Source organism: Sinorhizobium sp. CB7, from assembly GCF_041357635.1.
Classification (GTDB): Bacteria; Pseudomonadota; Alphaproteobacteria; order Rhizobiales; family Rhizobiaceae; genus Rhizobium.
In genome coordinates, this window is the sequence record NZ_JAULLL010000001.1 from 759,611 (window position 1) to 783,349 (window position 23,739).

Annotated in this window: 26 protein-coding genes; 8 read left to right on the forward strand and 18 right to left on the reverse strand. The window is 59.4% G+C overall.

All coding sequences use genetic code 11. The features are described 5' to 3' along the window. Positions 1 to 3: 3 nt before the first annotated feature. From AAE029_RS03500 to AAE029_RS03515, 4 genes are read right to left on the reverse strand one after another with little or no spacing between them, the layout of a single operon-like run. Complete coding sequence (locus AAE029_RS03500) at positions 4 to 1,713, reverse strand: dipeptide ABC transporter ATP-binding protein (RefSeq protein ID WP_371071394.1); 1,710 nt, start codon at positions 1,711 to 1,713, stop codon at positions 4 to 6. Next, positions 1,710 to 2,561: an ABC transporter permease gene (locus tag AAE029_RS03505; protein WP_371071395.1), complete on the reverse strand. Its 852-nt coding sequence runs from the start codon at positions 2,559 to 2,561 to the stop codon at positions 1,710 to 1,712. The genes AAE029_RS03500 and AAE029_RS03505 overlap by 4 nt, the downstream gene beginning before the upstream one ends. Continuing rightward, positions 2,558 to 3,496, reverse strand: coding sequence for an ABC transporter permease (locus AAE029_RS03510; RefSeq protein ID WP_371071396.1), 939 nt, complete (start codon positions 3,494 to 3,496; stop codon positions 2,558 to 2,560). Before AAE029_RS03510 ends, AAE029_RS03505 begins: the two co-directional genes overlap by 4 nt. A gap of 51 nt (positions 3,497 to 3,547) precedes the next feature. Further along, positions 3,548 to 4,438 (reverse strand): proline iminopeptidase-family hydrolase, encoded by an 891-nt coding sequence (locus tag AAE029_RS03515; RefSeq protein WP_371071397.1) that lies wholly within the window; start codon positions 4,436 to 4,438, stop codon positions 3,548 to 3,550. A 130-nt stretch (positions 4,439 to 4,568) separates the two neighbouring features. Between AAE029_RS03515 and AAE029_RS03520 the strand changes: the two genes are divergently transcribed. Together AAE029_RS03520 and AAE029_RS03525 are read left to right on the forward strand one after the other, a co-directional pair. Beyond that, positions 4,569 to 5,342, forward strand: a complete 774-nt coding sequence (locus AAE029_RS03520) for an autoinducer binding domain-containing protein (protein WP_371071398.1) — start codon at positions 4,569 to 4,571, stop codon at positions 5,340 to 5,342. A 66-nt stretch (positions 5,343 to 5,408) separates the two neighbouring features. Next, positions 5,409 to 6,317 (forward strand): proline iminopeptidase-family hydrolase, encoded by a 909-nt coding sequence (locus AAE029_RS03525; RefSeq protein WP_371071399.1) that lies wholly within the window; start codon positions 5,409 to 5,411, stop codon positions 6,315 to 6,317. Between the two features lie 18 nt (positions 6,318 to 6,335). Here the strand turns inward: AAE029_RS03525 and AAE029_RS03530 are convergent, their stop codons facing one another. The 7 genes from AAE029_RS03530 to AAE029_RS03560 all read right to left on the reverse strand — a co-directional run bounded on the left by AAE029_RS03530 (position 6,336) and on the right by AAE029_RS03560 (position 11,781). After that, positions 6,336 to 6,635, reverse strand: coding sequence for a hypothetical protein (locus tag AAE029_RS03530; protein ID WP_371071400.1), 300 nt, complete (start codon positions 6,633 to 6,635; stop codon positions 6,336 to 6,338). A gap of 99 nt (positions 6,636 to 6,734) precedes the next feature. Continuing rightward, positions 6,735 to 7,358 (reverse strand): hypothetical protein, encoded by a 624-nt coding sequence (locus AAE029_RS03535; protein WP_371071401.1) that lies wholly within the window; start codon positions 7,356 to 7,358, stop codon positions 6,735 to 6,737. Next, positions 7,355 to 8,224: an ABC transporter permease gene (locus AAE029_RS03540; RefSeq protein WP_371071402.1), complete on the reverse strand. Its 870-nt coding sequence runs from the start codon at positions 8,222 to 8,224 to the stop codon at positions 7,355 to 7,357. Before AAE029_RS03540 ends, AAE029_RS03535 begins: the two co-directional genes overlap by 4 nt. Continuing rightward, positions 8,221 to 9,027 (reverse strand): ATP-binding cassette domain-containing protein, encoded by an 807-nt coding sequence (locus AAE029_RS03545; protein WP_371071403.1) that lies wholly within the window; start codon positions 9,025 to 9,027, stop codon positions 8,221 to 8,223. Before AAE029_RS03545 ends, AAE029_RS03540 begins: the two co-directional genes overlap by 4 nt. Before the next feature lie 32 nt (positions 9,028 to 9,059). Beyond that, entirely contained in the window at positions 9,060 to 9,527 is a 468-nt protein-coding gene (locus tag AAE029_RS03550) for a hypothetical protein (protein WP_371071404.1), read from the reverse strand. A 34-nt stretch (positions 9,528 to 9,561) separates the two neighbouring features. Next, positions 9,562 to 10,536: a YVTN family beta-propeller repeat protein gene (locus AAE029_RS03555; RefSeq protein WP_371071405.1), complete on the reverse strand. Its 975-nt coding sequence runs from the start codon at positions 10,534 to 10,536 to the stop codon at positions 9,562 to 9,564. A gap of 21 nt (positions 10,537 to 10,557) precedes the next feature. Then, complete coding sequence (locus tag AAE029_RS03560; protein ID WP_371071538.1) at positions 10,558 to 11,781, reverse strand: ABC transporter substrate-binding protein; 1,224 nt, start codon at positions 11,779 to 11,781, stop codon at positions 10,558 to 10,560. A 158-nt stretch (positions 11,782 to 11,939) separates the two neighbouring features. Here AAE029_RS03560 and AAE029_RS03565 point away from each other — a divergent pair, with 158 nt between their 5' ends. The 5 genes from AAE029_RS03565 to AAE029_RS03585 are packed head-to-tail and all read left to right on the forward strand — an operon-like array spanning position 11,940 to position 16,257. Beyond that, positions 11,940 to 13,112 (forward strand): (5-formylfuran-3-yl)methyl phosphate synthase, encoded by a 1,173-nt coding sequence (locus AAE029_RS03565; RefSeq protein WP_371071406.1) that lies wholly within the window; start codon positions 11,940 to 11,942, stop codon positions 13,110 to 13,112. Then, on the forward strand, positions 13,109 to 13,759 hold the full coding sequence (locus AAE029_RS03570) for a dihydroneopterin aldolase (protein WP_371071407.1): 651 nt from the start codon (positions 13,109 to 13,111) through the stop codon (positions 13,757 to 13,759). Before AAE029_RS03565 ends, AAE029_RS03570 begins: the two co-directional genes overlap by 4 nt. Continuing rightward, the gene (locus tag AAE029_RS03575; RefSeq protein ID WP_371071408.1) at positions 13,756 to 14,307 is read left to right on the forward strand and encodes a flavoprotein; all 552 of its coding nucleotides are present in this window, start codon (positions 13,756 to 13,758) and stop codon (positions 14,305 to 14,307) included. Before AAE029_RS03570 ends, AAE029_RS03575 begins: the two co-directional genes overlap by 4 nt. Next, on the forward strand, positions 14,300 to 15,697 hold the full coding sequence (locus tag AAE029_RS03580) for a DUF6513 domain-containing protein (RefSeq protein WP_371071409.1): 1,398 nt from the start codon (positions 14,300 to 14,302) through the stop codon (positions 15,695 to 15,697). The genes AAE029_RS03575 and AAE029_RS03580 overlap by 8 nt, the downstream gene beginning before the upstream one ends. After that, a complete protein-coding gene (locus AAE029_RS03585) occupies positions 15,694 to 16,257 on the forward strand; it encodes a DUF447 domain-containing protein (RefSeq protein WP_371071410.1) in 564 nt (187 codons plus the stop codon). Before AAE029_RS03580 ends, AAE029_RS03585 begins: the two co-directional genes overlap by 4 nt. A 24-nt stretch (positions 16,258 to 16,281) precedes the next feature. Here the strand turns inward: AAE029_RS03585 and AAE029_RS03590 are convergent, their stop codons facing one another. Further along, entirely contained in the window at positions 16,282 to 17,340 is a 1,059-nt protein-coding gene (locus AAE029_RS03590) for a hydantoinase/oxoprolinase family protein (protein WP_371071411.1), read from the reverse strand. A gap of 29 nt (positions 17,341 to 17,369) precedes the next feature. Here AAE029_RS03590 and AAE029_RS03595 point away from each other — a divergent pair, with 29 nt between their 5' ends. Continuing rightward, on the forward strand, positions 17,370 to 18,071 hold the full coding sequence (locus tag AAE029_RS03595) for a HisA/HisF-related TIM barrel protein (RefSeq protein WP_371071412.1): 702 nt from the start codon (positions 17,370 to 17,372) through the stop codon (positions 18,069 to 18,071). 250 nt (positions 18,072 to 18,321) lie between these two features. Here the strand turns inward: AAE029_RS03595 and fae are convergent, their stop codons facing one another. The 6 genes from fae to AAE029_RS03625 all read right to left on the reverse strand — a co-directional run bounded on the left by fae (position 18,322) and on the right by AAE029_RS03625 (position 23,726). After that, a complete protein-coding gene (fae, locus tag AAE029_RS03600) occupies positions 18,322 to 18,828 on the reverse strand; it encodes a formaldehyde-activating enzyme (protein ID WP_371071413.1) in 507 nt (168 codons plus the stop codon). A 158-nt stretch (positions 18,829 to 18,986) separates the two neighbouring features. After that, positions 18,987 to 19,850, reverse strand: coding sequence for a triphosphoribosyl-dephospho-CoA synthase (locus AAE029_RS03605; RefSeq protein WP_371071414.1), 864 nt, complete (start codon positions 19,848 to 19,850; stop codon positions 18,987 to 18,989). Next, complete coding sequence (locus AAE029_RS03610) at positions 19,847 to 20,779, reverse strand: RimK family alpha-L-glutamate ligase (protein ID WP_371071415.1); 933 nt, start codon at positions 20,777 to 20,779, stop codon at positions 19,847 to 19,849. Before AAE029_RS03610 ends, AAE029_RS03605 begins: the two co-directional genes overlap by 4 nt. Then, positions 20,772 to 21,731: a methenyltetrahydromethanopterin cyclohydrolase gene (gene mch / locus AAE029_RS03615; protein ID WP_371071416.1), complete on the reverse strand. Its 960-nt coding sequence runs from the start codon at positions 21,729 to 21,731 to the stop codon at positions 20,772 to 20,774. The genes AAE029_RS03610 and mch overlap by 8 nt, the downstream gene beginning before the upstream one ends. Further along, the gene (locus AAE029_RS03620; protein WP_371071417.1) at positions 21,728 to 22,852 is read right to left on the reverse strand and encodes an ATP-grasp domain-containing protein; all 1,125 of its coding nucleotides are present in this window, start codon (positions 22,850 to 22,852) and stop codon (positions 21,728 to 21,730) included. The genes mch and AAE029_RS03620 overlap by 4 nt, the downstream gene beginning before the upstream one ends. Next, positions 22,830 to 23,726 carry an NAD(P)-dependent methylenetetrahydromethanopterin dehydrogenase gene (locus AAE029_RS03625; RefSeq protein ID WP_371071418.1) on the reverse strand — a complete coding sequence of 299 codons (897 nt, stop codon included), beginning with the start codon at positions 23,724 to 23,726 and terminating at the stop codon, positions 22,830 to 22,832. The genes AAE029_RS03620 and AAE029_RS03625 overlap by 23 nt, the downstream gene beginning before the upstream one ends. Between the last annotated feature and the right edge of the window lie 13 nt (positions 23,727 to 23,739).

Sequence of the window (23,739 nt, forward strand, 5' to 3'; positions counted from 1 at the left end):
TTGTTATGGCATGCGTTTGATGGACTGAAGCGGCATGAATTGCTGGTCGTCTTGCGGACCGCTGCTGCGAAGAAGTGGCTTGTCAGGATCGATATCGGGAATGGCGGCGATAAGGGCTGCGGTATAGGCATGCTTCGGTCGCGCGAATACGTCCTCGGCGCGGCCTTCCTCGACGATCTTGCCACGATGCATGACGACGACGCGTTCGCAGAGATTGCGCACGATGGCGAGATCGTGCGCAATGAAAAGCAGCGTTAGTTTCATCTTTTCCTTGAGCTCTCGGAAGAGCTCGACGATCTGCGCCTGGATGGTGACATCCAGAGCGGCGACGCATTCGTCAGCGATGATAAGCTTCGGATCGACCGCAAGCGCTCGCGCAATCCCGGCGCGCTGGCATTGGCCGCCGCTCATGCTGCGCGGTTTGCGGTTCGCGAATTCGCGCCCGAGGCCGACAAGATCGAGCAATTCCCCGATGCGGGCTGGTCTGTCGGCAGCATCGACCTTGCCATGCACCCTCAGCACTTCCGCAAGCATCTCTCCGATTGTCAGCCGCGGATTGAGCGCGTTGTAGGGATCCTGGAACACCATGGCGGTTTCACGCCGAAGCTTGGCGAGGCTGGCGTTTCTATGCAGCGCGAGATCGACCCCGTCGAATGTCACATGTCCGGAAGAAAGCGGCGTCAGGCCAAGGATGGCGCGGGCAAGCGTGCTCTTGCCGCTGCCGGATTCGCCGACAATGCCCACCGTCTCACCGGGCATGATCTGCAGGCTGACACCGGACACCGCATTTACAATCTTGGTGCTGTCCTTGAAGAGACTGCCGCCGAGCCTGAAGCTCACATGCAGATCATCGATTTCGAGAAGTGCTTTGGCGATAGAGCCGGTCCTGGCCGTCTCGACCGCAATGAGAGCCGTCTCATCGGGCATGGAGGGATGGCTGTTGATCAGATTGATCGTGTAGGGATGCCGCGGGTTTGCAAGGATCGTTCGTTTCGGTCCCTGCTCGAGCAGTTTGCCCTCGCGCAGCACGGCGATGCGGTCGCAGGTCTGCGCGACGATGCCGAGATCATGCGTGATGAAGATGATGGAGAGGCCGCGCCGATCGCGTATTTCCATCAGCAGACGCAGGATCTGCGCTTGGATGGTGACATCGAGCGCGGTCGTCGGCTCGTCGGCAATCAGGATCTTTGGATTGCAGGAGAGCGCCACGCCGATCATGGCGCGCTGGCGCATGCCGCCCGAAAACTCGTGCGGATAGCTGTCATATTGCCGGGCAGGGTCGGGAAAGCCGACCTGCCCCAGGATCTCCGTTGCCGCGGTCCGGGCATCGCGAGCGTTGAGCCCCTGGTGATAGCGGATGCCTTCGGCAATCTGCTCGCCGATCCGCATGAGGGGATCGAGGTGGCTTGTTGGATTCTGGAAAATCATGCCGATTTCGCCGCCGCGGACCTTGAGCATCTCGGCATCACTGACCTTGGTCAGATCGCGTCCTTCGAGGAGGACCGATCCGCTCTCGATCGCGAGCAGCGAGGAGGGGAGCAGCCGGACGAGCGAACGGCAAAAGAGGCTCTTGCCGGAGCCGCTTTCGCCGACGAGACCAAGAATTTCGCTCTCGCAGAGATCCAGCGATACGGCGTCGATCAAGGTGCGCGTACCGGTATCGAGATGGGCCTTGACGGTCAGGTCCCGAACGGAAAGAACCGGATTGCTCATTCGTGAACTCCGAGCAGTTCACCCAGCCCATCGCCAAGCATGCTGAAGCCGAAAGCGAGGCAGACGATCGAAAGGCCGGGAAAGAGCGTGATCCACCAGCCTGTGGTGATGAAGCTCTGGCCTTCCGCAACCATGACGCCCCATTCGGCGATCGGCGGCTGGACGCCGAGGCCGAGATAGCTGACGGCAGCACCGCTTAAGAGCACGAGCACGGCATCGGACATCGAAAAGACGATCGATCCGGCGATCGCATTCGGCAGCAAATGCCGGAACATGACGCGGAAGCGACTGAAGCCGAGGCTGACGGCCGCAACGGCATAGTCGGCTCCCTTGAGGACGAGCATCTGCGCCCGGATGAGCCGCGCGTAGGACACCCATCCGACCAGCGCCATGGCGATATAGAAGCTGTTCAGCCCCGGACCGAGAATGGCAATGATCGAAAGCATCAGAACCAGAAACGGGAAGGCGAGGATGATATCGACAAGCCGCATGAACAGTGCATCGACGACACCGCCGAAGAAGCCGGCGATGGTGCCGACGGTCGTGCCGATCAGGAATGGAAAGACGACGCCGATGATCGCGATCTGCAGGTCGATGCGCGTGCCCCAGATGACGCGGGAAAGAATATCGCGCCCGAAATTGTCGGTGCCGAAGGGATGCGAGAGCGAAGGAGGCTGAAGGCGGACATCGGCGTTCTGGAGGATCGGATCATAGGGCGCAACAACGGGAGCGCCAATGGCGAGCAGGCAAAAGAACGCCAGGATGCCGATACCGACGACAAGCGTCAGCCGTTTGCCGAAGAACCGACGCCAGCCGAAGGAGGGATTTGCGACAGACTGGACGCTCATAGCTTCACCCTCGGATCGATGGCGACGGTCACGATATCGGCTATGAAATTGACGAGGACGGTGGCGCAGGCAAAGACCATGGCGACACTCTGGACAACCATGTAGTCTCGCGAGAAGATGGCGCGCACCAAAAGCTGGCCCATGCCAGGCAGCGCGAAGACGCTTTCGACGACCACCGTCCCGCCGATCAGCCAGCCGATATTGACGGCAAGCAGGTTGATTGTCGGCACCAGCGAATTCGGCAGCACATGCCGCCAGAAAACGATGCTCTCCGGCATGCCGCGCGCCCGCGCCGCGGTCGCCACGTCCGATTTCAATGCTTCGATCATTGCAGCGCGCAGGCTGCGCGTCAGCACGGTCGAGAGCGAGAGTGCGACGGTGAGGCTCGGCAGGATAAGATGGGCAAGCTTGTCACCGATGGTATTGCCGTAGCCGGAAACCGGCAGCACGCCGAGCTCGACACTGAAGAAGATGATCAGCATCAGCCCCAGCCAGAATGGCGGAAAGCCGATGCCGAAGGTCGAGATTATGCGCACGGCATGATCGGGTACACGGCCGCTGTTGCGGGCGGCAATCGCGGCCATGGGGACGGCGATCACAACCGAGAGGATCACGCTGGAAATCACCAGGGCCACGGTCGGCTCGATGCGCGTGACAATCAGTTTCAGGACGTCGATCTTGTAGAGAATGGACTTGCCCATCTCACCGTTCGCGAGATTTCTGAGGAAATAGAAATATTGCAGCCAGAGGGGCTCATCGAGACCGTACTGGGCGCGGACATTGGCAACCGCAGTCGGTGTCGCGCGTGTGCCGAGAATGACGCGGGCCGGATCGCCGGGAATGAGCCGAACCAGAATGAACGTGATCACGCTGATGCCGAAGATCACCGGCAGGAATTGCAGCGGTCGCGTGAGAACGAATCTATAGCGATGCATGGCGGCGGTCGCCCCCTTGCCTTCGACGGATCTTAATGACTCCCCTTCGCATCAGTGCGCCCTGTGCCGCGACAAGAAATCGAGAAGCGCCGGATAATAGTCTCCCGGATTTTCATAAAACGGCATATGGCTCGCGTTGGCAAATACCTTGAGTTCCGCATTCGGCAGGGCAAGCTTCATGCGCAGCGCGCAGGCGGGCGTCAGCTCGTCATGTTCGCCCGTCGTGATCAGCACCGGCACCGGGATGCGCGGCAGGTCGGGAATGCGGTTCCAGTCCTTCAGATTGCCGATGTAGAGAAATTCGTTCGGCCCCTGCATGGTCGCATAAGGCCCCATATTCCAGTCGTCCAGAGAGCGACGTACCGGCGCTGGCCATTTCGGCAAGCGGCACACATGGCGGTAATTGAGGATGGTGATGGCGGCCAGATATTCGGGGTGGTTGTAGGTGCCCTGCGCCTCGTGCTTCTGCATCATGGCGACCGTTTCAGGACCAAGCGCGGCTCTCAACCGCTCCAGCTCCGAGACAAGATGCGGCATGTCGGCAACCGTGTCTTCGAGAATGAGCGTCTGAAGGTTTTCCGGATAGGTGAGGGCGTAATCGATCGCCAGCCAGCCGCCCCAGGAATGGCCAAGCATATGGACTTTCCCGAGACCGAGCGCCTTGCGGACTGTTTCCGTTTCCTCGACGTAACGGCCGATCGTCCAGAGCCCCGCATCTTCGGGCCGATCCGAGGCGCCTGTACCCAGTTGGTCAAAGGCGACGATGCGATATCCGCGATCGACGAGACAGGAATGCGCCTCGCGCAAATAATCGCAGGGGAGGCCGGGTCCACCATTCAGACAGAAGACTGTTTCGCCGCCGGTTCCGAAACTGTAGGCGACGACGCGATAGCCATCGACTTCAATGTCATGGCGCTCGTCCGGCTGCATCTCTCGCCACATAAATTTTCTCCGGCAAAGATTCCGCTTGCCCAACATTTGGGCATGGCTAAATTTTTACCGGAAACCGCGATCCGCACCAGCTATAAGAAGTGATAGGGTACGTGGCTGAATTGCTCAACCGGAGCCGCCTATGCTTGATGAGATTGGAACGATCAAACGGCAATTCACAGCGTACAATACCCTTGATGAGCAGATCGATCAGGTCTTCGAAGCAATGAAGCGGTTAGGCTTCGAAGCGCTGATCTACGATTATACGCCGGTGGCGTACGACATTGACGGTCAGATGATGGTGCCGTCGCTGCTGAAACTGCGCAACATTTCCGAAGACATGCACGACTATTGGTGCAACCGCGGCTATTTCCGCATCGATCCCGTCCAGCAGGTGGCATTGCGCACGTCGGCGCCCTTTTTCTGGAATTATGATACCGATGCCGGTACTCCCATCAACCGTTTCATGAGCGAGGATACCAAGCCTGTCGCGCGTTATCTCAGCGAACGCGACATGTCGACCGGTGTCACCGTTCCCATCCACATGCCGCGCGGCGATTACGCCACCGTGACGGGGATCGGGTTTGGCGGGAAGAAGAAATTCGAGCAGGATGCCCTGCGCTACATCGCGGATTTCAATCTTCTCGCGCACGTCTTTCACGAGACGGCCTATTCGCTCTTCGATGCGGAAGCTCGCCGTGTGGGCAAAATCCATCTGACAGACCGGGAACGCGAGTGCCTGCGCTATTCGGCGGAAGGTTACTCCGCCAAGGAGATTTCCCGCATCATAGAGCGGTCGGTTCCGACCGTCGTTATGCATCTCAACGCCGCCGCCAAAAAGCTGGGGGCGAAAAACCGTACCCAGGCCGTCGTGCGGGCCACGCATTACCGCCTGCTCGAGACCGCCACCCTATAAGTTGTGATAGCTGCCGCGGGCTTTGCGGCCGCGTTATGCTTTCCATCACCTGCCCATAAGATGGAGATGCTCGTGGCCGCCGTGACGTCAGAGGAAGGCTATCTTCCCTTCCGGGAATATCACACCTGGTATCGGATCGCAGGGTCGCTCGACAGCGGCAAGCTGCCTCTCGTCGTCGCCCATGGCGGCCCCGGATGCACCCATGACTATGTCGATTCCTTCAAGGATATTGCCACGCTCGACGGCCGGCCGGTCATTCATTACGACCAGCTCGGCAACGGCAATTCGACGCGGCTGCCGGAAAAGGGACCGGATTTCTGGACTGTCAGCCTCTTTCTCGAAGAGCTGGATGCGCTGCTGAAATATCTTGCCATCCAGGACCGCTATGCTTTTCTCGGCCAATCCTGGGGCGGCATGCTTGGCGCCGAGCACGCAGTGCGCCAGCCGAAAGGCCTGAAGGCCCTGGTAATCGCCAATTCGCCGGCCAATATGCACACTTGGGTTTCGGAAGCGAACCGCCTGCGCTTGGAGCTCCCCCGGGAGGTGCAGGATACGCTCCTCAAACACGAGCTGGCCGGAACCTTGACCGATCCGGAATACACCGCCGCCTCACGCGTCTTCTACGATCGCCATGTCTGCCGCCTCGTGCCCTGGCCGCCGGAGGTCGCGCGCACCTTCGCAATCATGGACGAGGATAACACCGTCTATCGCAACATGAACGGCCCGACCGAATTCCATGTCATCGGGACGATGAAGGACTGGACGATCGAGGATCGCCTGCACCTTATCCAGCCTCCGACGCTGTTGATGTCAGGCAAATATGACGAAGCGACGCCGGAGGTCGTGCGGCCGTATGTCGAGCGCGTACCGAATTGCGAGTGGATCCTGTTCGAAAATTCCAGCCACATGCCGCATGTCGAGGAGAAGGAGCTCTGCCTGGCAACGGTTTCGAGATTCTTGTCACAGCACGATTAACTCGGTTATTGACCCATCTCAAAGACGCGGATTCCGGTTTCGGCGAACCTCAGAGGACGGGGGTTTGGGGTCGACGACTGTTTTTGCAAATCGCGCGAGCGTGGCGTAGCCGCGTACGATGGCTTCGCGCCCCTGATGCGACGCGACTTCGTCGATATCGTGAAAACCATCAGGTGCGCGCGCCTCGATCATGTCGATGACCCCTTCAGGATCGCCGCGGCGGTTAGCGAGCACGATCGCTGACGTTGCGGGCCGGCGCTCGGCATCGTAGCGGGAGAGGGCCGTCTCGCCCTGCGGCGGATGAGCGCCAGGCTCCATCGAACGAGCCGTTGACCATCCGCCGCAAAGCAGGGGGCGTTACAGTGATCAGAGCCGAACCAGTCTCCGGAGGCCGCATATGGCTTTGCCGGCACGAAATCACTTCTTTTGCATCGTCTCGTTGATGATCTTGGAGACGCTGTAGAGCCGCTGTTCGATCAGCGTCGGAACCTCGCAGACATAGGTTAGCGACTGCACTCGTTCTTCGAAGATGCGCGTCTCCCATGTCAGCTGTTCGTCATGCTTGGCAAGTTCTGCCGGGTCGGTATCGGATGCGGCTCGCATCTTGTCGACTTCAGAGGCTTTCTTTCTGATATCGGCCGCAAGCTCCCTTTGCTTTTCGGCATAGCGTGAAATGCCTGAGATGATCTGTCCGCGCTCTATGTTCAGCTTGTCGAACACGCCCATGAAAAGCTGTTCCAGCTTTTCGCTTGCCTGATCTTTTGGCAGTGTCGAGGCGTAATCCAACACTTGCTTACGGACGTTTTCGATCGGATTGGCTCGCTTGGCGAGTTCCGCGGCGAGATCCGACACCTGGGGATCCTTGTCCCATTCCTTGGCGGTCTCGGGAATCTCACCGCCGTTCCACACCTGTCCGATCGAAATTTCGGGTACCTTGCGCTGAACGCAGGGCCAATCAGGATCCGTGTTTGCGGCCGCGCGGGCCATCGGCGCCGCAGACAGCATGACCAGCATCACGATTGCAAGAAGGGGCCGGCTCATTGGCTTCCTCCCATATCCTGTTTGCGGACGGTAAGACCGCGTGCGGGATTGTAGGCCAGGATGGCTCCACCCAGCAGCGCGAGCGTGACGGCCAAGACGACGATAAGCGACGTCCATTCGATACGCGCGTAAAAGGCGAAGCGGATGAGTTCGACCGCATAGGTGAACGGGTTCAGAAGGCATATCTTGTAGAGCAGGGGGCTCGCCTCCTGAACGCGCCAGAGCGGATAGAGCGCCGAGGAAGCGAAATACATCGGAAAGATTACGAAGTTCATGATCCCTGCGAAATTCTCCAACTGCTTGACGAGGGATGACAGCAGCATGCCGAGCGCACCGAGCATCAAGCCGGAGAAAAAGAGGGCGGGCAGGATCAGCACATAACCTTCAACCGGCGCTTTGACATCCCAGAACCAGGCGATCGCGAGGAATGCATAGACCTGCAGCAGCGAAACGGCGACACCGGCCAGAAGCTTGGATACGAGCAGGTACCAACGCGGAAAAGGACTGACGAGCAGGATGCGCATGTTGCCCATCTCCCGGTCATAGACCATCGACAGGGAGGATTGCATGCCGCTGAAGAGGAGAATCATCCCGCACAATCCCGGTGTGATGTAGACCTCGTACAGAACATAGGTTTCGTAGGGCGGGATGATCGAAACGCCGAGCACCTGCCGGAAACCGGCTGCGAAGATGAAGAGCCAGAGCAGGGGGCGAACCAGGGAGGAAACGAAACGCTCCTTCTGTGAAAGATATCGCAGCCACTCGCGCAGCAGAATACCTTTAAGACAGACGAGGTACTGAATGAGGCTGAAGCCCTTCCAGTTCTCTGATGGTGAACCAGCAAACGTCTCGGTCGCGTCGGTCATGACTTTCCTCCTCGCACATTCATGTCCGTGATGCCGGTGAGCTTCGAGAACGCCTGATTGATGGTCTCCGTTCCGGTCTGTGAAAGAATGGTCGACACCTGGCCATCGGCGACAAGCCTTCCTTTGTCGAGAACGAGGACCTGATCCGCCTGACCGACCTCGTCGATCAGATGGGTTGCCCAGAGCACGCTGATTCCGTCCCGTTCGACCAGCGCGCGGATATCCCTGAGAATGGTAGCCCGCGACTTGATATCGAGCCCGACCGTCGCTTCATCCAGCAGCAGCAGGGAAGGCCGGTGCAACAGGGCGCGAATGATCTCGACACGCCTGACCTGCCCGCCGGAAAGGCCTCGCACCTTCTCCTCTATGCGGTCGCTCATGTCGATGGACTGAAGAAGCTCGTCGATCCGCCGCCGCGCCACGCGCGTTGTGATGCCGTGGAGGGAGGCGTGATAGAGCAGATTTTGCCGGACACTCAGATCGAGATCGAGGGTGCGGGCCTGAAACACGATGCCGAGGCGTCTGAGCGCCGGGCCGGGATTGTGGTTTATATCCTGGCCGAAAACGCGAATGCGGCCCGTTCGAGCCGAGAAAAGATGGCTGACGAGCGAAAACAGCGTGGTCTTGCCGGCGCCATTGAGCCCTAAGAGCACGGTGAACCGCGATGGTCCTATGGAAAACGATACGTTGTCGAGCGCTTTTCGTTCTCCATAGTTATAGCTGACGGAAGCGAGTTCGAGAGCGGCGGTCGCCGCTCCGTCTTCGTTCTGGGATGTTTCGGTTAAGCGGGATTCCAGCTTCATTGCAGCGCCTTTCACAAGCCACGTATGGCTGGCTACTTGATGATGATCTTGCCCGTCATGCCCTTGTCCGCTAGATCGGGAACCGACCATGTATATTCGCCCGGTCGTACTGTCGTGAACTGTACGTTGATCGTTCCTTCCGAGTCGAATTCCAACCATGCCGGAGCGCCGTTCATGTGAACCTCAAGATCGTTGATGACGATCTGGTTCATCCAGACATTGCGGAACAGATCGGTGACGAACTTGTATTCCAGGCCGGCTGCGGACGTGATTTTCCATCGGTAGCCTTGTCCAGAAACGAGTTCGAAGTCCTTCCGGTTCACTGCGTAGCTGTTGTCCTTCGAGCCAAGGATCAGTTCCGGGACGTTCTGGCTGGCCCGCGTAATCTTGGGCGCATCGTCGCCATCCTTGTCATCGCCGGACTGGGCGAAAGCCTGCTGATGCTGCATGGAAAAAAGGCCGGCGAGTGCTGCAAATGCGATGATTGTGAATTTCGACATGTTTTCCTCCCATTAAAAATCGAAAAAAAGCGGCTCAGTTGGGGGCGACGGTCACTCCCCATGGCAGGGCACCGACGGTGACGGACTTGATCGGCTCATCGGTCGCCGTGTCGATGAAAGTGATATCGTTCGAAAGGCCGTTGGTGCTGATTACGTTCTGTCCGTCAGGCGTGAACGCCAACTGCCAGACCCGCTGCCCCACGAGGATGTATTTTTCGACCTCGTAGGTTTCGGTATTGATGACCGCCACGCGGTTGGCCGGGCCGAGGGCGACATAGGCCTTCTTGCCGTCCGCGGTGATCCGCACGCCCACGGGTTGGATTGCCTCCGAGCGCAAGCCCGGGATCTCGAACGTGATCTTCTTGATTACCTGTCGCGTGGCATTGTCTATGACCGAGACGCTTCCGCCGATCTCGGAGGATACCCAGACCTGCGATCCGTCCGGCTTGAATTCGGCGAAGCGAGGGCGCGAGTCGACGAGCACGTTACCGGTGATTTCGTGGGTGGACGTGTCGATGAAATGCGCCATGTTGGTTGTCTCGGACGTGTTTACCATCGTCTTGCCGTCGGGGCTGACGCCCATGCCTTCCGGCTCCACGCCGACCGGTATCTCCGTGATCACACTTCGGCTGTTGACATCGATGACGGTGACGAGATTGTCGTCCTCATTGGCGACGTAGAGCGTGTTGCCGTCCGGAGAGAGTACGAAAAGCTCCGGGTCCGGGCCGGAGGGCAACGTTCCGACGATCTGATGCGTTGCCGTGTCGATGATCTCGACGGTGTCGTCGTCACTGGCGCAGACATAGAGAAGTTTCCCGTCATGGGAAATCGTGATGCCGCGCGGCCTTTGCCCCACATTGATCGTCTGGGTCACTTCCATCGTCTTGGAATCGACGACCGTAACGGTATTGTCCTTCTCGTTCGAGACATAGACGTTATTGGCCCAGGAGGGCTCTGTGTAGATGACAGCCGCGATGGTCCCTGCGAGCAGGTAGGTGTGTCTGCGCATTCTCTCCTCCCGTTGCGTTTTTTACTTCAGTTTGCAGGCGGTCTCGGGCTGATCTACCCCCAACGTGTCGAGTTCGGAAAACTGGTGAAGAAAACCCTCCTGTGGTGACGTGGAGATCACTCCATGTCCATCACCGAGCAGGATCGGCTGGCGAAGCTGCCAGTTCCACCGACGGAAAGTTACCTTCTGTCCCTTGAACGCGGCCAGCGAAAAATTCTCGTCCTTTATGAAGGCTTCGATTTTTGCCGGGTCGTTGCTGTTGGTCCGCGTCGCCGCTTCGCCGAGGATACGGGCCGCCGTCCATGCCTGCATGTCCTTGCTGAGCATGCGGCGTCCTGTAGCCTTCACGAAGCGATTCTGGATCTGCGAACCGCCCCATTGTTCGCTGGCCGGATGCCAGGAGGAGGGAATAAGGCCCGCCGTTCCGGCAACCGGCCGCGGATCCCAGGTTCGGTAGGGAACATAACTGCCGAAGACCTCGCTCTCGTCCGCGACGATGACGACATCATGTGCCGGCAGGCCCTGCGTGAAGACCGGCATCTGCCGTTGGACCTGAACGACGCCGCTGTCGGTCCTGCGGGCCGTGCCGGTATCCTTGTAGAGCCTCTCCTCGACGATCTTTGCGCCGAACCGCTTCGCCGAGCGCCGGATGGCGTCCGCAAAAAGCTGGTCCGGTTCATGGGAACCGTAGAGAAGGACCCAGTTTCGCCATTGCTTCCAAACGAGATACTGCGCCAGGCCATCGGCGAGCATCGTGCGGGTCGGAGCCGTGTGGAAGACGTTGGAGCGGCACTCCTGCTCGCGCAGGATATCGTCCGTTGCGCCGACATTGAAGAGAAGCACGCCGTTCTCCTTGGCGAGATCGGCGATGGAGAGCAGCTGTTTGACCGAGATATCGGTCAGCACATATTTGTCGCCACGCGCGAGCATCTGCCTGAAAACAGGTACGACATCCTCTTCCCGCTTCGTTTCGATCACGTCGAGGCTGAAGGTCTGTCCGAGAAATCTGCCCGTGGTGTTGTTGTCGTTGATGGCGACCTTGGCTCCGGCAACGCCTTCATCTCGCGGAGGAATGTCCAGGACGGAAAGCGCCAGCTGCGGCTCATAGGCCCTGAGATAACCGATCCGGATTTCGGCAGCAGGCCTGGCGGCCGGATTTTCCTGCGCGATCGGCTGCGGCGCATTGACGAGCAGCCAAAAACAAGCGAATAAAAATGTAAGAGTATTCGGCACCGTACTCTTCATGGCCATACCACACCCTGCGCCTGCCTTCCGTGAAAGGCAGACGCGATGTCCAGATAGGTGCCCACTATGTTTGTAGCCAAATCCCCGATAATCTCAATACTGGTACTCAACTTTTCCCGCTGCGGTTGGGAAAACTGCAGTGCGTGGGGAGGTGTGCGATGACGTTGATGCTGACCAGTGTTCAAGATCGCAGGGAGGCGGAGATTGTTCTCCAAGCAGGCGCGGATATCATCGATGTGAAGAACCCGGCGCTCGGCGCGCTCGGCGTGGCAGACATCAGGCAAATCGTTGATGTTGTTGGCTTCGTTTCGGGCAGGAAACCCGTCAGCGCAGCCTGCGGAGAGTTTTCCGACAATTCGGAGGTTGTCAGGGCGAAGGTGGAGGAAGTAGCCGCCACAGGGGTCGATTTCATCAAGATCGGATTTCCCTCGTCGCCGCACGTTGCGGCAGATGCGGAGGCATTGGCGGATATTGCCGGCCGGAAAAGGCTGATAGCCGTCCTTTTTGCAGATCATCGGTACGAGGAGAACCTCATGACATCGTTCGCAAAAACCGGCTTCTACGGCGTCATGCTGGATACCGACGACAAATCGAAGGGAAGATTGCTGGATCATGTGCCCCCCGATTGCATTTCGGACTTTGTGGCCGAAGGACAGCGGTGCGGACTGATGACAGGTCTTGCGGGATCACTGGAAGGGCCGGATATTCCGCGGCTGCTGCCGAGCAAGCCGGATTTCCTTGGCTTCCGGGGTGCGCTCTGCGAGGGCTTGTCCAGGCATGCCGATATCGACGCCGAGGCGACGGCAAAGATCCGTGCGCTTATTCCGCAAGAGCGGCCTGCTGAAAAACCTTGCAGCGTCGACCTCGAACTCCTGGCTGCCCGTGGATATTTCCCCAGCTCGGCTGACGAGGATCTGGGCACCGATCAGATCTTCGTGCGCGATTTCGTCCTGCCCGTCGACATCGGCGCCTACAGCTTTGAACATGGCAAGCCGCAGAAAGTCCGGTTCGATGTCACGGCGGATGTGCTTCGTGTGACTCGCAATCCGAAGGACATGCACCATGTCGTCTCCTATGACCTCATCATGGATGGCATTCGCGCCATCGTCAGTCGCGGTCATGTCGATCTGGTCGAAACGCTTGTAGAGCAGACCGCGGCGTTTATTCTTGAAAATCCCCGCGTTGCTCGCGTAGTCGTGCGGGCCGAGAAATTGGAGCTCGGGCCGGGCGGTGTCGGCGTGCAGATCGAGCGGAGAAGGGAAGGCGCCCAGTTATCGAGGCCCTTTCGGGTGATAGCGGCGAAGGCTGATGGAGGAAGGAAAGTGGTATGACGCCGCTGGTCGTCAAGCTTGGAGGAAGCACGGCCGGCCGCATCGAGATGGATCAGTGGATTGCCGTGCTGGCATCGGCTACCCTACCACTGGTGATCGTTCCCGGCGGCGGCCCGTTTGCCGACCAGGTGCGCTTTTCGCAGAGAGAGATGCATTTTTCAGACGCCGCAGCGCATGAAATGGCCATTCTCGCAATGGAGCAGTTCGGCATCGTGATCGCGGAACGACATCCGCGCTTCCAGCCGGCCCGTTCGCTCCATGACCTCCAAATGGTCTTTGCGGACGGTGGGGTGCCGGTTTGGCTTCCTTCGAAGATGGCCCGGCATGCCGACGTCACGCAGTCCTGGGACGTCACCTCCGATTCGCTTGCTGCCTGGCTGTGTAGGGAGATTGGCGCGCGCCATCTGTTGCTGTGCAAACAGGTCGATCCGGAGTCCCTTCCGCAGGACCTGCAGGCGCTCGTTGACAATGGTGTGATCGATGCCATGCTGCCGGAACTATTGGGAGAGGAAATGATCTTGTACATTGCCGGACCATCATCGCTTCGTTCGCAGATGGAATGCCTGCCCATGACGCGGATACCAGGGACGCGGATACTGGGACTCATGGGAATGCGCGAGACAGCCGAAGGAGTGGCTCGCCGATGACGCGGCTTCATACGCCGCGCTGGGCATGGGTCCTCACCGGATCGGGCCACTTTTTTATCGAGTGCTTCGAACTGATCCACTCACTCGACCATTGCGACGTCTTCGTAACGAAGGCCGCCGATGAGGTGCTCAGGATGTACGGGCTGAAGCTGGATTTTCCCGATACGGTGCGCGTCCTTCACGACAAGACGGCGAGTGCCATTCCCGTTGGCGAGTTCTATCACGGCGTCTACCATAGTGTCGTGATCGCCCCGGCCACGTCCAATACCGTCGCCAAATGTGTTGCGGGGATCTCCGATACGCTGGCTACGAATGTTTACGCCCAGGCCGGCAAATGCCGCCTCCCGTCGATCGTCTTTGCCTGCGACACCGCGCCCGAGCTGGAGACGATGGCGCCGCACGGCATGGTGAAGGTCTATCCCCGGCCGATCGATCTCGAGAACACCGCGCGTCTCAAGACTTACGAGCTCACGGAGGTCGTCGAATCCTTTGCTGACCTGAAGCTGGCGGTGGCTCGCCGGAAGGGAGCGATCGAGGGCAATGGCTGAGCATGTCGTCTTCCTGACCGGACACCTGGCGAAAGCCAGGCTCGAGAACGTTCTCGCCGGATTGGGAGCGACGCCATTTACCTACGAGATCGTCGACATCGGCGTGAAGGTCGCCGCCCTGATGACCGAAGAAATCGTCAGCCGTCGTCTGCCTCGACCGTTGAAGGCGGACCGGGTCGTGCTGCCCGGCCGCTTCAGAGGCCATCTGGAGCGGTTGAGCGATGCGTTCGGCATTCCCTTCGTTCGTGGTCCTGACGAGGTTGCGGATCTGCCCGCCTATCTTGGCCGCGCCGGAAAACCGCCTGACCTTTCGCGCCACGAGATGCGCATCTTCGCCGAGATCGTCGACGCACCGGCGCTCTCGCTCGATGCCCTGCTGCAACGAGCCCGCATGCTCGCGGCTGCCGGTGCGGACGTCATCGACCTCGGCTGTCTTCCGGACACGCCCTTCGCCCACCTTGCCGAGGCCGTCGGGCGGCTCAAGGCCGAAGGACTTTCCGTTAGTGTGGACTCGGCAAATCCCGAAGAACTGGAACTTGCCGCCCGTTCCGGCGTCAATTATCTCCTGAGCCTCGACGAGAAGACCGTCGGGATCGCCACCCGCCATGAGGTTACACCGATCCTCGTTCCGGCTGTTCCGGGTGACCTCGATTCTCTTGGCCGCGCCATCGATGCCGCTCAGAAGGCGCAAATTGCATTCATCGCCGATCCGGTTATCGATCCGATTCATTTCGGCTTCGCGGCCTCTCTCGGGCGCTTCATCGAGGCTCGGCGCCGCTGGCCGGACGTCGAGATGATGATGGGCACCGGCAACCTGACCGAATTGACCGATGCGGATTCGTCCGGGGTTACGGCGGTCCTGACGGGCCTTTGTTCGGAACTTGCGATCACCAATGTGCTGGTCGTCAACGTCAGTCCGCATACGGTGCGCACCGTGGAGGAGCATGACCGGGCGCGACGCATCATGTTTGCCGCCAAGCATGATCATGCGCTGCCCCGCGGCTACGACCCTGGTCTTTTGCAGATCCATGACCGCTCGCCCTTCGCCAGCAGCATTGCCGACATCGACGCACTTGCGCAAACGGTGCGCGACGCCAATTTCCGCATCATGACCGCTCCGGACGGCGTCCATGTCTTCAACGGCCAGGGACATTGGAAGGCCGAGAACGCTTTCGATCTCTTTCCTTCCCTCAATGTGGAGAAGGACGGCCCTCACGCCTTCTATCTGGGAGCGGAATTGATGAAGGCGGAAATCGCCTGGAAGCTGGGTAAGCGCTATTCGCAGGACGAGCCGCTTGCCTGGGGTGTGGCGAGCCCGCGGAAAAGCGAGGATCGCACGCGCCTTGCCGAGGCTGGACATACGCTTCGGGCAAAGAAGGATAGCCCATGACCTATATCAGGGAAACGATCGTGACGACGGTGAGCGCCGAAGGCCGCGTGCACATCGCTCCTCTCGGGATCATCGCGCAGGATGATGGGTGGGTCATCGCGCCTTTCCGGCCGTCCACCACCCTCGAAAATATCGCCGCCGTCCCGTTTGCCATTGCCAACTATACGGACGACATGCGGATTTTCGCAGGCTGTCTCACCGGCCGACGGGAATGGCCTGTTGTTGCGGTGAAGGACTGTCCTGTTCCGCGTCTGGAGGCCGCACTCAGCCATTCCGTCATGCAGGTCGCTTCCGTCCAACAGGACGAGCTACGTCCGCGCTACTTCTGCAGGATCATCGCCGAGGCCACCCACGCGCCATTCACCGGGATGAACCGGGCTAAGGCGGCCGTTCTCGAACTCGCAATCCTGGTAAGCAGGCTGCATATGCTCCCGCGGGAAAAGATCGATTCCGAAATTGCCTATCTAACGATCGCAATCGAGAAGACGGCCGGTCCGAATGAGCGGCAGGCCTGGGATTGGCTGATGGAGCGGGTGAACGAGCACCGCGCCAAGCACTGACGTGATTCCGTTCGCGATGTGAGTTTATCGTCGCGACCAGAGGAGGGCGACGGCGGCGGCCGGCGCGGCCTTGCTTGCCTGGTCCTGAGCCTCCTCCGACACTGCTGGAATAAGGGTGCCGAAGTCGACGTAAGGGCGCTCGAGGCGTCTGGCGAGTCTCGCGATCTGCGGGCGACCGATCCCTGCACCCACCACCGGTGCGGAAGGGTTCAGTCTGACATTGGTGACCACCAAAAATGCCCCGTCATAGATCATGCGCAACTGGTGCTCGCTGAACCAGCGGGCGATATCGATCCATTCTTCTTCCTCAAGATCGGCGCTGTCGCGGCCAACCATACGGGCGAGACGGCCGACGGATCCGGCGAGTGACTTGGCTCTGCGGTCGGCCGCGGGATAATGGTCGTCCGCCTCGTCCAGCGTTCCGAGAATGCGACCGAGATCGGCGGTATTGGCGAAATATTCGTTCATCAGCGGTGTCATCGTGCCGCGTACCGGAGCCCTTTCGGCGATGCCGATCAACGCCGAGCGCGTAAAACCGGTATAGACGAGCTCGCCGGTCATTAAACGTTCGGCGTCGGAGTAGCCATTGTTGCAGAGCTGTCCGTCCTGGAAAGCAAGAATATCGGTCGTTGTCGAACCCATATCGACAAAGAGGCCGTCGCCTTTGATCCTGGCACTCAAATCCGCGGTTGCGTGCCAATTGGCCGAGGCGATATCGGGACCGAGATCGTAGGCGCGGGAAAGATCGACAAAGCCGGCGCGGCCGGCATAGATCCAGATATCGTCACGACCGAACTCTGTTGCGATGAAATCCAGGATATGGCGGATACCTGCCTCTCGTGACGTAAAGCCATCGGACAACTCGCCGGTCATCGTGAAGACATGGGTTGTATCGCTTTGAAAAAGCGGCCTTAATTGGTTCAGCGCATCGCGCACCTGGTCGAGCCCGAGCCACATGGATGCTTTGACGGTTCGGGCGAGCGTAATTTCGCCGTCTTCGGCAAGCGCCATCTTTAAATGCGCGCCGCCGATGTCCCAACCTGTAACTGTTTGCTTTCCTTCGCCTGCAGTTCGAGCTTTCATATAGTCATCATTCTTGCCGAGGTTGACCATTGCTTATCATTCCCGTTCTCGACATCAAAGACGGCCGCGTGGTGCGCGCGCAGATGGGTATGCGCCATACCTATAAGCCCATTGAGACACCGCTCAGCCCGACATCGGCGATCAGAGATGTCGCCGAGGGGCTGCGACGAGTCCATCCGTTCCCGGTCTTCTACGTGGCCGATCTCGATGCCATTGAGAATGGCTCGAGCCTTTTGGCGACCGCCGATCCTCTCTCGCTTTTGCAGCCGAGGCCTGAGATTTGGCTCGATGCAGGCTTTCGAAGCACAGAAGATGTCGAGCAGCTGCTAGCCAATTCGCGGACTTTCGTGGTTCTCGGTTCGGAAAGCCAGGCGAATACGGACGTTCTGCGCGCGTTCAGCACGCATCCGAGATTGATCCTCTCCCTTGATTTTCGTGGCGATGCGTTCCTGGGGCCACCGGACATCCTTTCTGAACCCGCTCTTTGGCCGAAGCGGGTGATCGTGATGACGCTCGACATGGTAGGGGCTCGCCGCGGCCCCGATTTTGATCGCCTGCAGGCAATCAAAGGCGTCGCCGGAGGCCGCGAGATCATCGCTGCGGGCGGGGTCCGCAATGTGGATGACCTGAAACGGCTGAACGACATGGGTATTGCAGGCGCTTTGGTTGCGACGTCGTTGCATAGCGGCGAGCTCAGCGCGGCCGAAATTTCCACTTTCATGGGCAAATGAAGACCTTTGAGAGAAGAGAAGGTATCTGACCTTCGGTTTGGCTCAACCTCTCAGGACGCTGAGAATGGAGTGGGGGAAGGCCACATGGCCATGCCCCCAGCTCTTTTTCTGGATCTGAAGCGAAGTGTAGCCACCCTCAACCGTTCGCGCGTGAAGATGGCGCGCTGTCGAAGCCCAAAGCCTTCGCCAACCGGCGCAACAGGCCACCTGTTTCCACGGGGGGCTCGTTCTGTGCGGGGTTGCTTCGTGTCTAGGCGCTGAAAGGATGCTTGACGGAGTCCCGCTGAGCGGTTGCTTCCGCCGCGGTCGGCTTGCCCGTAACCGCGCGTTGGATCGCTTCCTTCGTTGCCCTGTAGTTAAAGTCCTGGATCTTGGCGTCGTCGTCGGCTTCCCAGTGGATGAAGACACCGACGCAGATAAAGATGTCATCGGCTTCGTCCGCGGGAATGACGCCTTCGGCAACGCTGTCCTGCACTGCCTTTGCCACCGCATGCTGTGCCGGGCCGAACATCTGCACGGCCTGTTTGGCACCCTTGATAGTGACCTTGTTGAACAACATCGTATTGGGCTTGCATGCTAGGTTCGGTGCGATCACCGCCAGCAGCGACGTAAACCCGTCCTTATTATTCGTCAGTGCGTTGCAGAATGCTGTTTCCACCGCGCTTCCGCGGGGTCCCATCAGAAGATCGATATGAGCGACTTCATTTCCCTCACCAACGAGAGACTCACCAACCATTACTTTGCTGATCTTTGCCACGGCCAATTCCTCCCTTGCACCGTATGCCAAAAATGTGTTTGTCCAAAGATGCCGTACCACACGAGACACGACGCTCGATGGACAGCTATCCTTGTTCGCAGCACCCTTTGACTGGGTCGGTTGGCCAGATAGCGGCGAAATAAGTTCGCTGACCAAATTCAACCATTTAAGTGGCGATTATGCAAGTCGAAGTTCATGCTGCAGACAAAAAGCGTTGCCACGGTAAGATCGGCGGAGGTTCCCGGGTTGATATCCCTTTCCTTCAGCCTCCTGTCGAAGTCCAGAAGGACCTCTTGTCGCCTCGATAAGTCCGTCTCGTCCGTCACGATGAGACGTATTCTCTCCGCCTCTTTTCTGATTTTCTCGGCAAGATCTATGCCGTATTTGCGTCCCACATGGCTGTCGGGAAATGACGACAGAAAGTGGAGATAGACGAAGATAGTGGGCCACATGTCCCTTTCTCCGCGGCCGGCAGCTTCTTTCCATGCCGAGAGGCCGCCGGTGAATATGTCCGCAAAGCCGCTCGTATATTGCCTCGCAATCATGTCGCGGTCGGCGGCCATGCCCATGGCACCGATGAGAGACACTGTCGGCTCCTCCCTGACATCTTGTTTTTCTGCGGTACCCAGCCCTCCCGGATTGGTGAGCCGGATGGCTGCGAAGACGTCGCGAGCATCGTCCGCATCCATTTCATCCAGGGTGCGAAGCAGGTCCTTGCGGAAATTTGCCAAACCGCCTTCGGCCGCCTTGGCGAGCGGCGCGCAGAGCAGGAGAATGCCGAGATTAGTGTTCGTTCCCACCTTTTCACGTGTCGCCGTCACCGCAGCGAGGACACGCCGGCCAACCGATGCACCCGGTTCCGAGACCAGTGGGGCGCTGACCTCGGCGCTTGCGAGAAATTGGTCTGCGGTCATCCGGTGGCCATCGGCGAAGCGATGCACGTTGCCGGGCTTCAGAGCTTCGATCTCGGCCCGGCAGGCGTCGAGATAGGCGGTCATGATCTGCTGCCGCGTCAAGGTCATGCGGCGGGTCTTTCTTTCACTTCCGGATTGAGAAGCATGACCATCGCCTGGGCAATGCAATCGGCTATGCGGACAGGGACAACGGATTGCAAGCCGGTCCAAGCAGGCATGCTGTTGACTTCCAGTACGAGGAGATTGCCCTCGCATCCCTGCACGATGTCGATGCCTGCAAAGTTCGTGCCGACTGCCGACGCAGCGGCAAGTGCCAATTCCTCGAGCTTCAGGCGCAATGGCCCCATGACCGGTTCGGCCTTTGCGCCGCGCGCGATATTCGTGATCCAACCATCGGCGCAGCGCCCCATCATGCCGAGAATGTCGCCGTTGCTGACGAATATCCGGTAATCCCGATAGGGCGGTCCCGCACGCATGACGAGCCGTTGCAGGTAATAGACATTGTCGACGTCGTCGGGGTCAGGCAGGTCAGCGATCGAGCGAATAAGCCGGATTCCACGTCCCTGCGAGCCGAAGAGCGGTTTCAGCACAAGGAGACCGCGCGACCCCTCGCGCTCCACGATGGTCCTGGCATTGTCGGGACCTTCCACTGCGAAGGTCTCGGGCGTCGGAATTCCAGCGTTTGCGAGAAGAAACGTGGTTGTTGATTTATCGACGCAACGTTCGATCGCCTTGGCCGAATTCCATACGGGCACCCCAAGGTGGGTGAGGGCGTGCAGGATGCCGAGGCGACGCGTGATCGCTTCGAAGGTGCCGCCGGAAATGGAACGAACGATCACGCCGGCCGGAAGAGCCCCGTCGAGTGTCGGGATGGCGATGCCCGAAGGATACCGCGTATCGAATGCGATGTCGCTGAGCGGGCAGAAGATTGTCTCTGAACCGAGCTCCCTGAAGGAGCGCCGCAGTTGTTTCACCTGACCGTCCGGCTTATCGGAAACGATCAGTATTCTGTCCGTCATCACTGTGGGTTCAACCAAGAGACTGCTCCAGCATCTGCATGTTGGGCTCGCCGGCGCGGAAGGTGTCGCCTGTATCAACGGCGGTGACGATCACCTCGGCCGGGCTGAAGAGGTGTGGATCGATTGCATAGAAGTCGCCGTTGAATTTCTTGAAGATCTCCGCAAAAGGCTGGCCATAGTCGCGCGATCTGTTGCTCGGCAGTTGCTCGGCGAGCTCTCGCGCGGCTGCCGCACTGCCGCCAACGAACAACTGCACTAGGCCGCCATAAATAATGGCGTCGTTCGTCCGTCCCATCGCCTGCAAAAAGTCGGGATGAGGGGCGGGAACCGGTGCGCATCCCACTCCGTCGATGATCGCGTTCAACGGGAAGTGCAGGCTATGCGCTTTGTGAAGGGCAACTTCGAGAGAACGGCCGATGATCTGGACGCAACCGGCAAGACTTTGTGTCGGGGCATAGATGAAGGTCAGGGTATCGGGCGCCAGTCCCGTCGCGTTGGACACCTTCTCGACAATGGCGGACGGCGGAGGTTTGTCCGTCTCCAGGAGGAGAACCGACGTGGAAGCATCGGTTTCGCTATATGCAATCTCCTCGAAGAGAGGCTCTACCCGCGCCAGCATCCGTGCCGGACCGGAGCCCATGGCGAAATATTTCTCATGCGAGAGCCGCCAGCCCGCATATTGGCTGCCGAGGCAGGCAAGGACCGGTTGCGAGGAATGGACGGTAACGCTCAGCGGCCACTTTTCGTTATGGCGATCGAGTGCCATGGAGACGGTCCCCAGGCCGCCCATGCAGATTTCCGTCATCCGGAGACCCACCTCCATACCTCCGGGGCTGGTCGCACCGGCATCGATGAGATGCTCTCCGAGAGCCCCACGGCTGTAGGTGATGCCGAACCGCTCGCTATCGTCGATTATCTGATCGACAATGCGCTGAGCGTTTCTGTTGATATGGGCTTTTCCGTTCATCATTGGAAACTCTCCTTCCAATGCTCCGCTATTTCGTTGACACGACGTCTTACAACCCGTTCGGCGGCGGTAGCGGATCGTGCCTGGGCCAGGACGGTACAAACGGGATCATCGGCGTTGAGCGCCGATCCGGCATTCTGATGATCGGCCGTCATGCTCGGCCAGTCGACATGGGGAAAACGGGAAATGGCATAGGGCGCATAAGCGATTGCCGAAGCCTTCGTGCCGCGATAGGTTGGCACCGTGATGTCTTCGCCACGCACGGCGCTCAGATGTGCGGTGATGAGCGGCGCGTCTTCGCTGTCGAAGATATCGAGCGTTGCGCCCGGCCGCGGATTGATTTCGATGAGGTGCAGACCGTCCGGCCCGTCGATGAAATCAGCGCTGCAGAGACCGGCAAGACCGGTGCGTTTCGTCAATTTGTCGAGCCAACAACTGACTAATGCCTTCTTTCCCCGATCGAACCGCACAAGCCGCACGGCGCCGCCGTACCGAAATGGCGATGTTTGCGAAGGCGAAGACCACTGCCGGCTGAAGCCGACAATGCGGGCGCTCCCCGCCTGCGCCAGGAACAAGGCCGAGATGCTGCGGCCGACAACAAACTTCTGGTAATAGTGGCCGTTTTCCAAGGGCGTCGCCCCGGCAGGCCGGACATGTGACCCTCCGGCGCCGCCGCCGAGTTTCATAAGCCAACCTTCTTCCCGGGGCGCCGAGAAGCGGATCGCCGGATGCCTGATATCGAGATCCCGACAGAGCTCAGACAGGCCGGCCGGATCCTTGACAGCTCGTATCGTCCCAGCATTGTTTCCGGCAATCCGAAAGTTTTTGGCGACCATGTCGATGATGTCGGGCCGACGCTCGAAACCTGAGCCGTAGACCAGTGCAATGGGCTTCTCGTCTCGCGCTAGATGCGCCAGTATGTCGACGATTTTTTCGCCGTCGATTCCATCGCGTATGCTGCCGGGTAGTCGTGCGGTCCGATCGGCTAGGGCGACCGTATCGGAATCGCCGAAGAGATCAGCCACCAGCGGTCTACAGCCGGCGCGTCGCGCCGCTGCAGCCAGAGACCGGCCCGAAATGGCTGCAATCAGGATCGCCGGGCTATTTTTCGAGGCTGCGGGCAAGGGCAAAAGCATCCTGAAAATCGTAAACAACTGTTTTTTCGGCACTGATCATCTGGTTGAAGAGACCGGATTGAGTCTTGTATTTGAGGTTACCGATGGACAGAGGACCTATGCCGACAGCCGAGGTTCCGTCCAGTTTGTCTGCCTTTGCGTTGACCGCCAGGCCTTCGATGCCCGACGGCGGCACGGCATTGACGTCAGCTGCGACGAGCAGATTGCTTGCAGAGCGAAGTTGTTGCGCCGAAAGCACCCTGACGCCGGCCTTCGCGGCCGCGAGCGCCACCTCGGCCTGCTGCAGCAATGCCGCCTTCTTCTCGTCGGTCGATCCATCGGCCGCGTTGAGCATGACGCCGAAACGATCCTTGGCCGCCTCCGCTATATTCTGCACGCGGCTGATCCCGTCGTGGCCGACCAGCGTGACGTCAGCGCCCTCCTTGGCCGAGATCACGGCCGTGCAATAGCCGACGACGCCGGTCGCACCGAAAATGACCACCTTCGTTCCGGCAAGGCCGCGACTATGCAGTTTTTCAAGCGTCTTTTCGACTTTCGCGACCATTGCCGCAGCGGTCGTGAACGAGCCGGCGGGATCGGCAAAGACGGAAATCCCGAAAGGGGGCACCATTGACTGCTTGGCGGCATCGATCATGTCGAGCGCCAGGACCGTGTCGCGCCCGGCAATGAAAACGCCGGTAGCCACGCCGGCATCCGGCGGGCGCGAAAATATGGCGTCCTGGACAAGGCCGGTCACATCGGCGAGCGCCACATCCGTATAGGGAACGACATGATCATAGCCCGCATCAAGAGCCATGTTGACGTCGAAGGGGCTCATCTGCCGCAAGGGAGTGAGCATATGGAGAATGGTCTTTCGGCTCATCGCGTCACCCTCT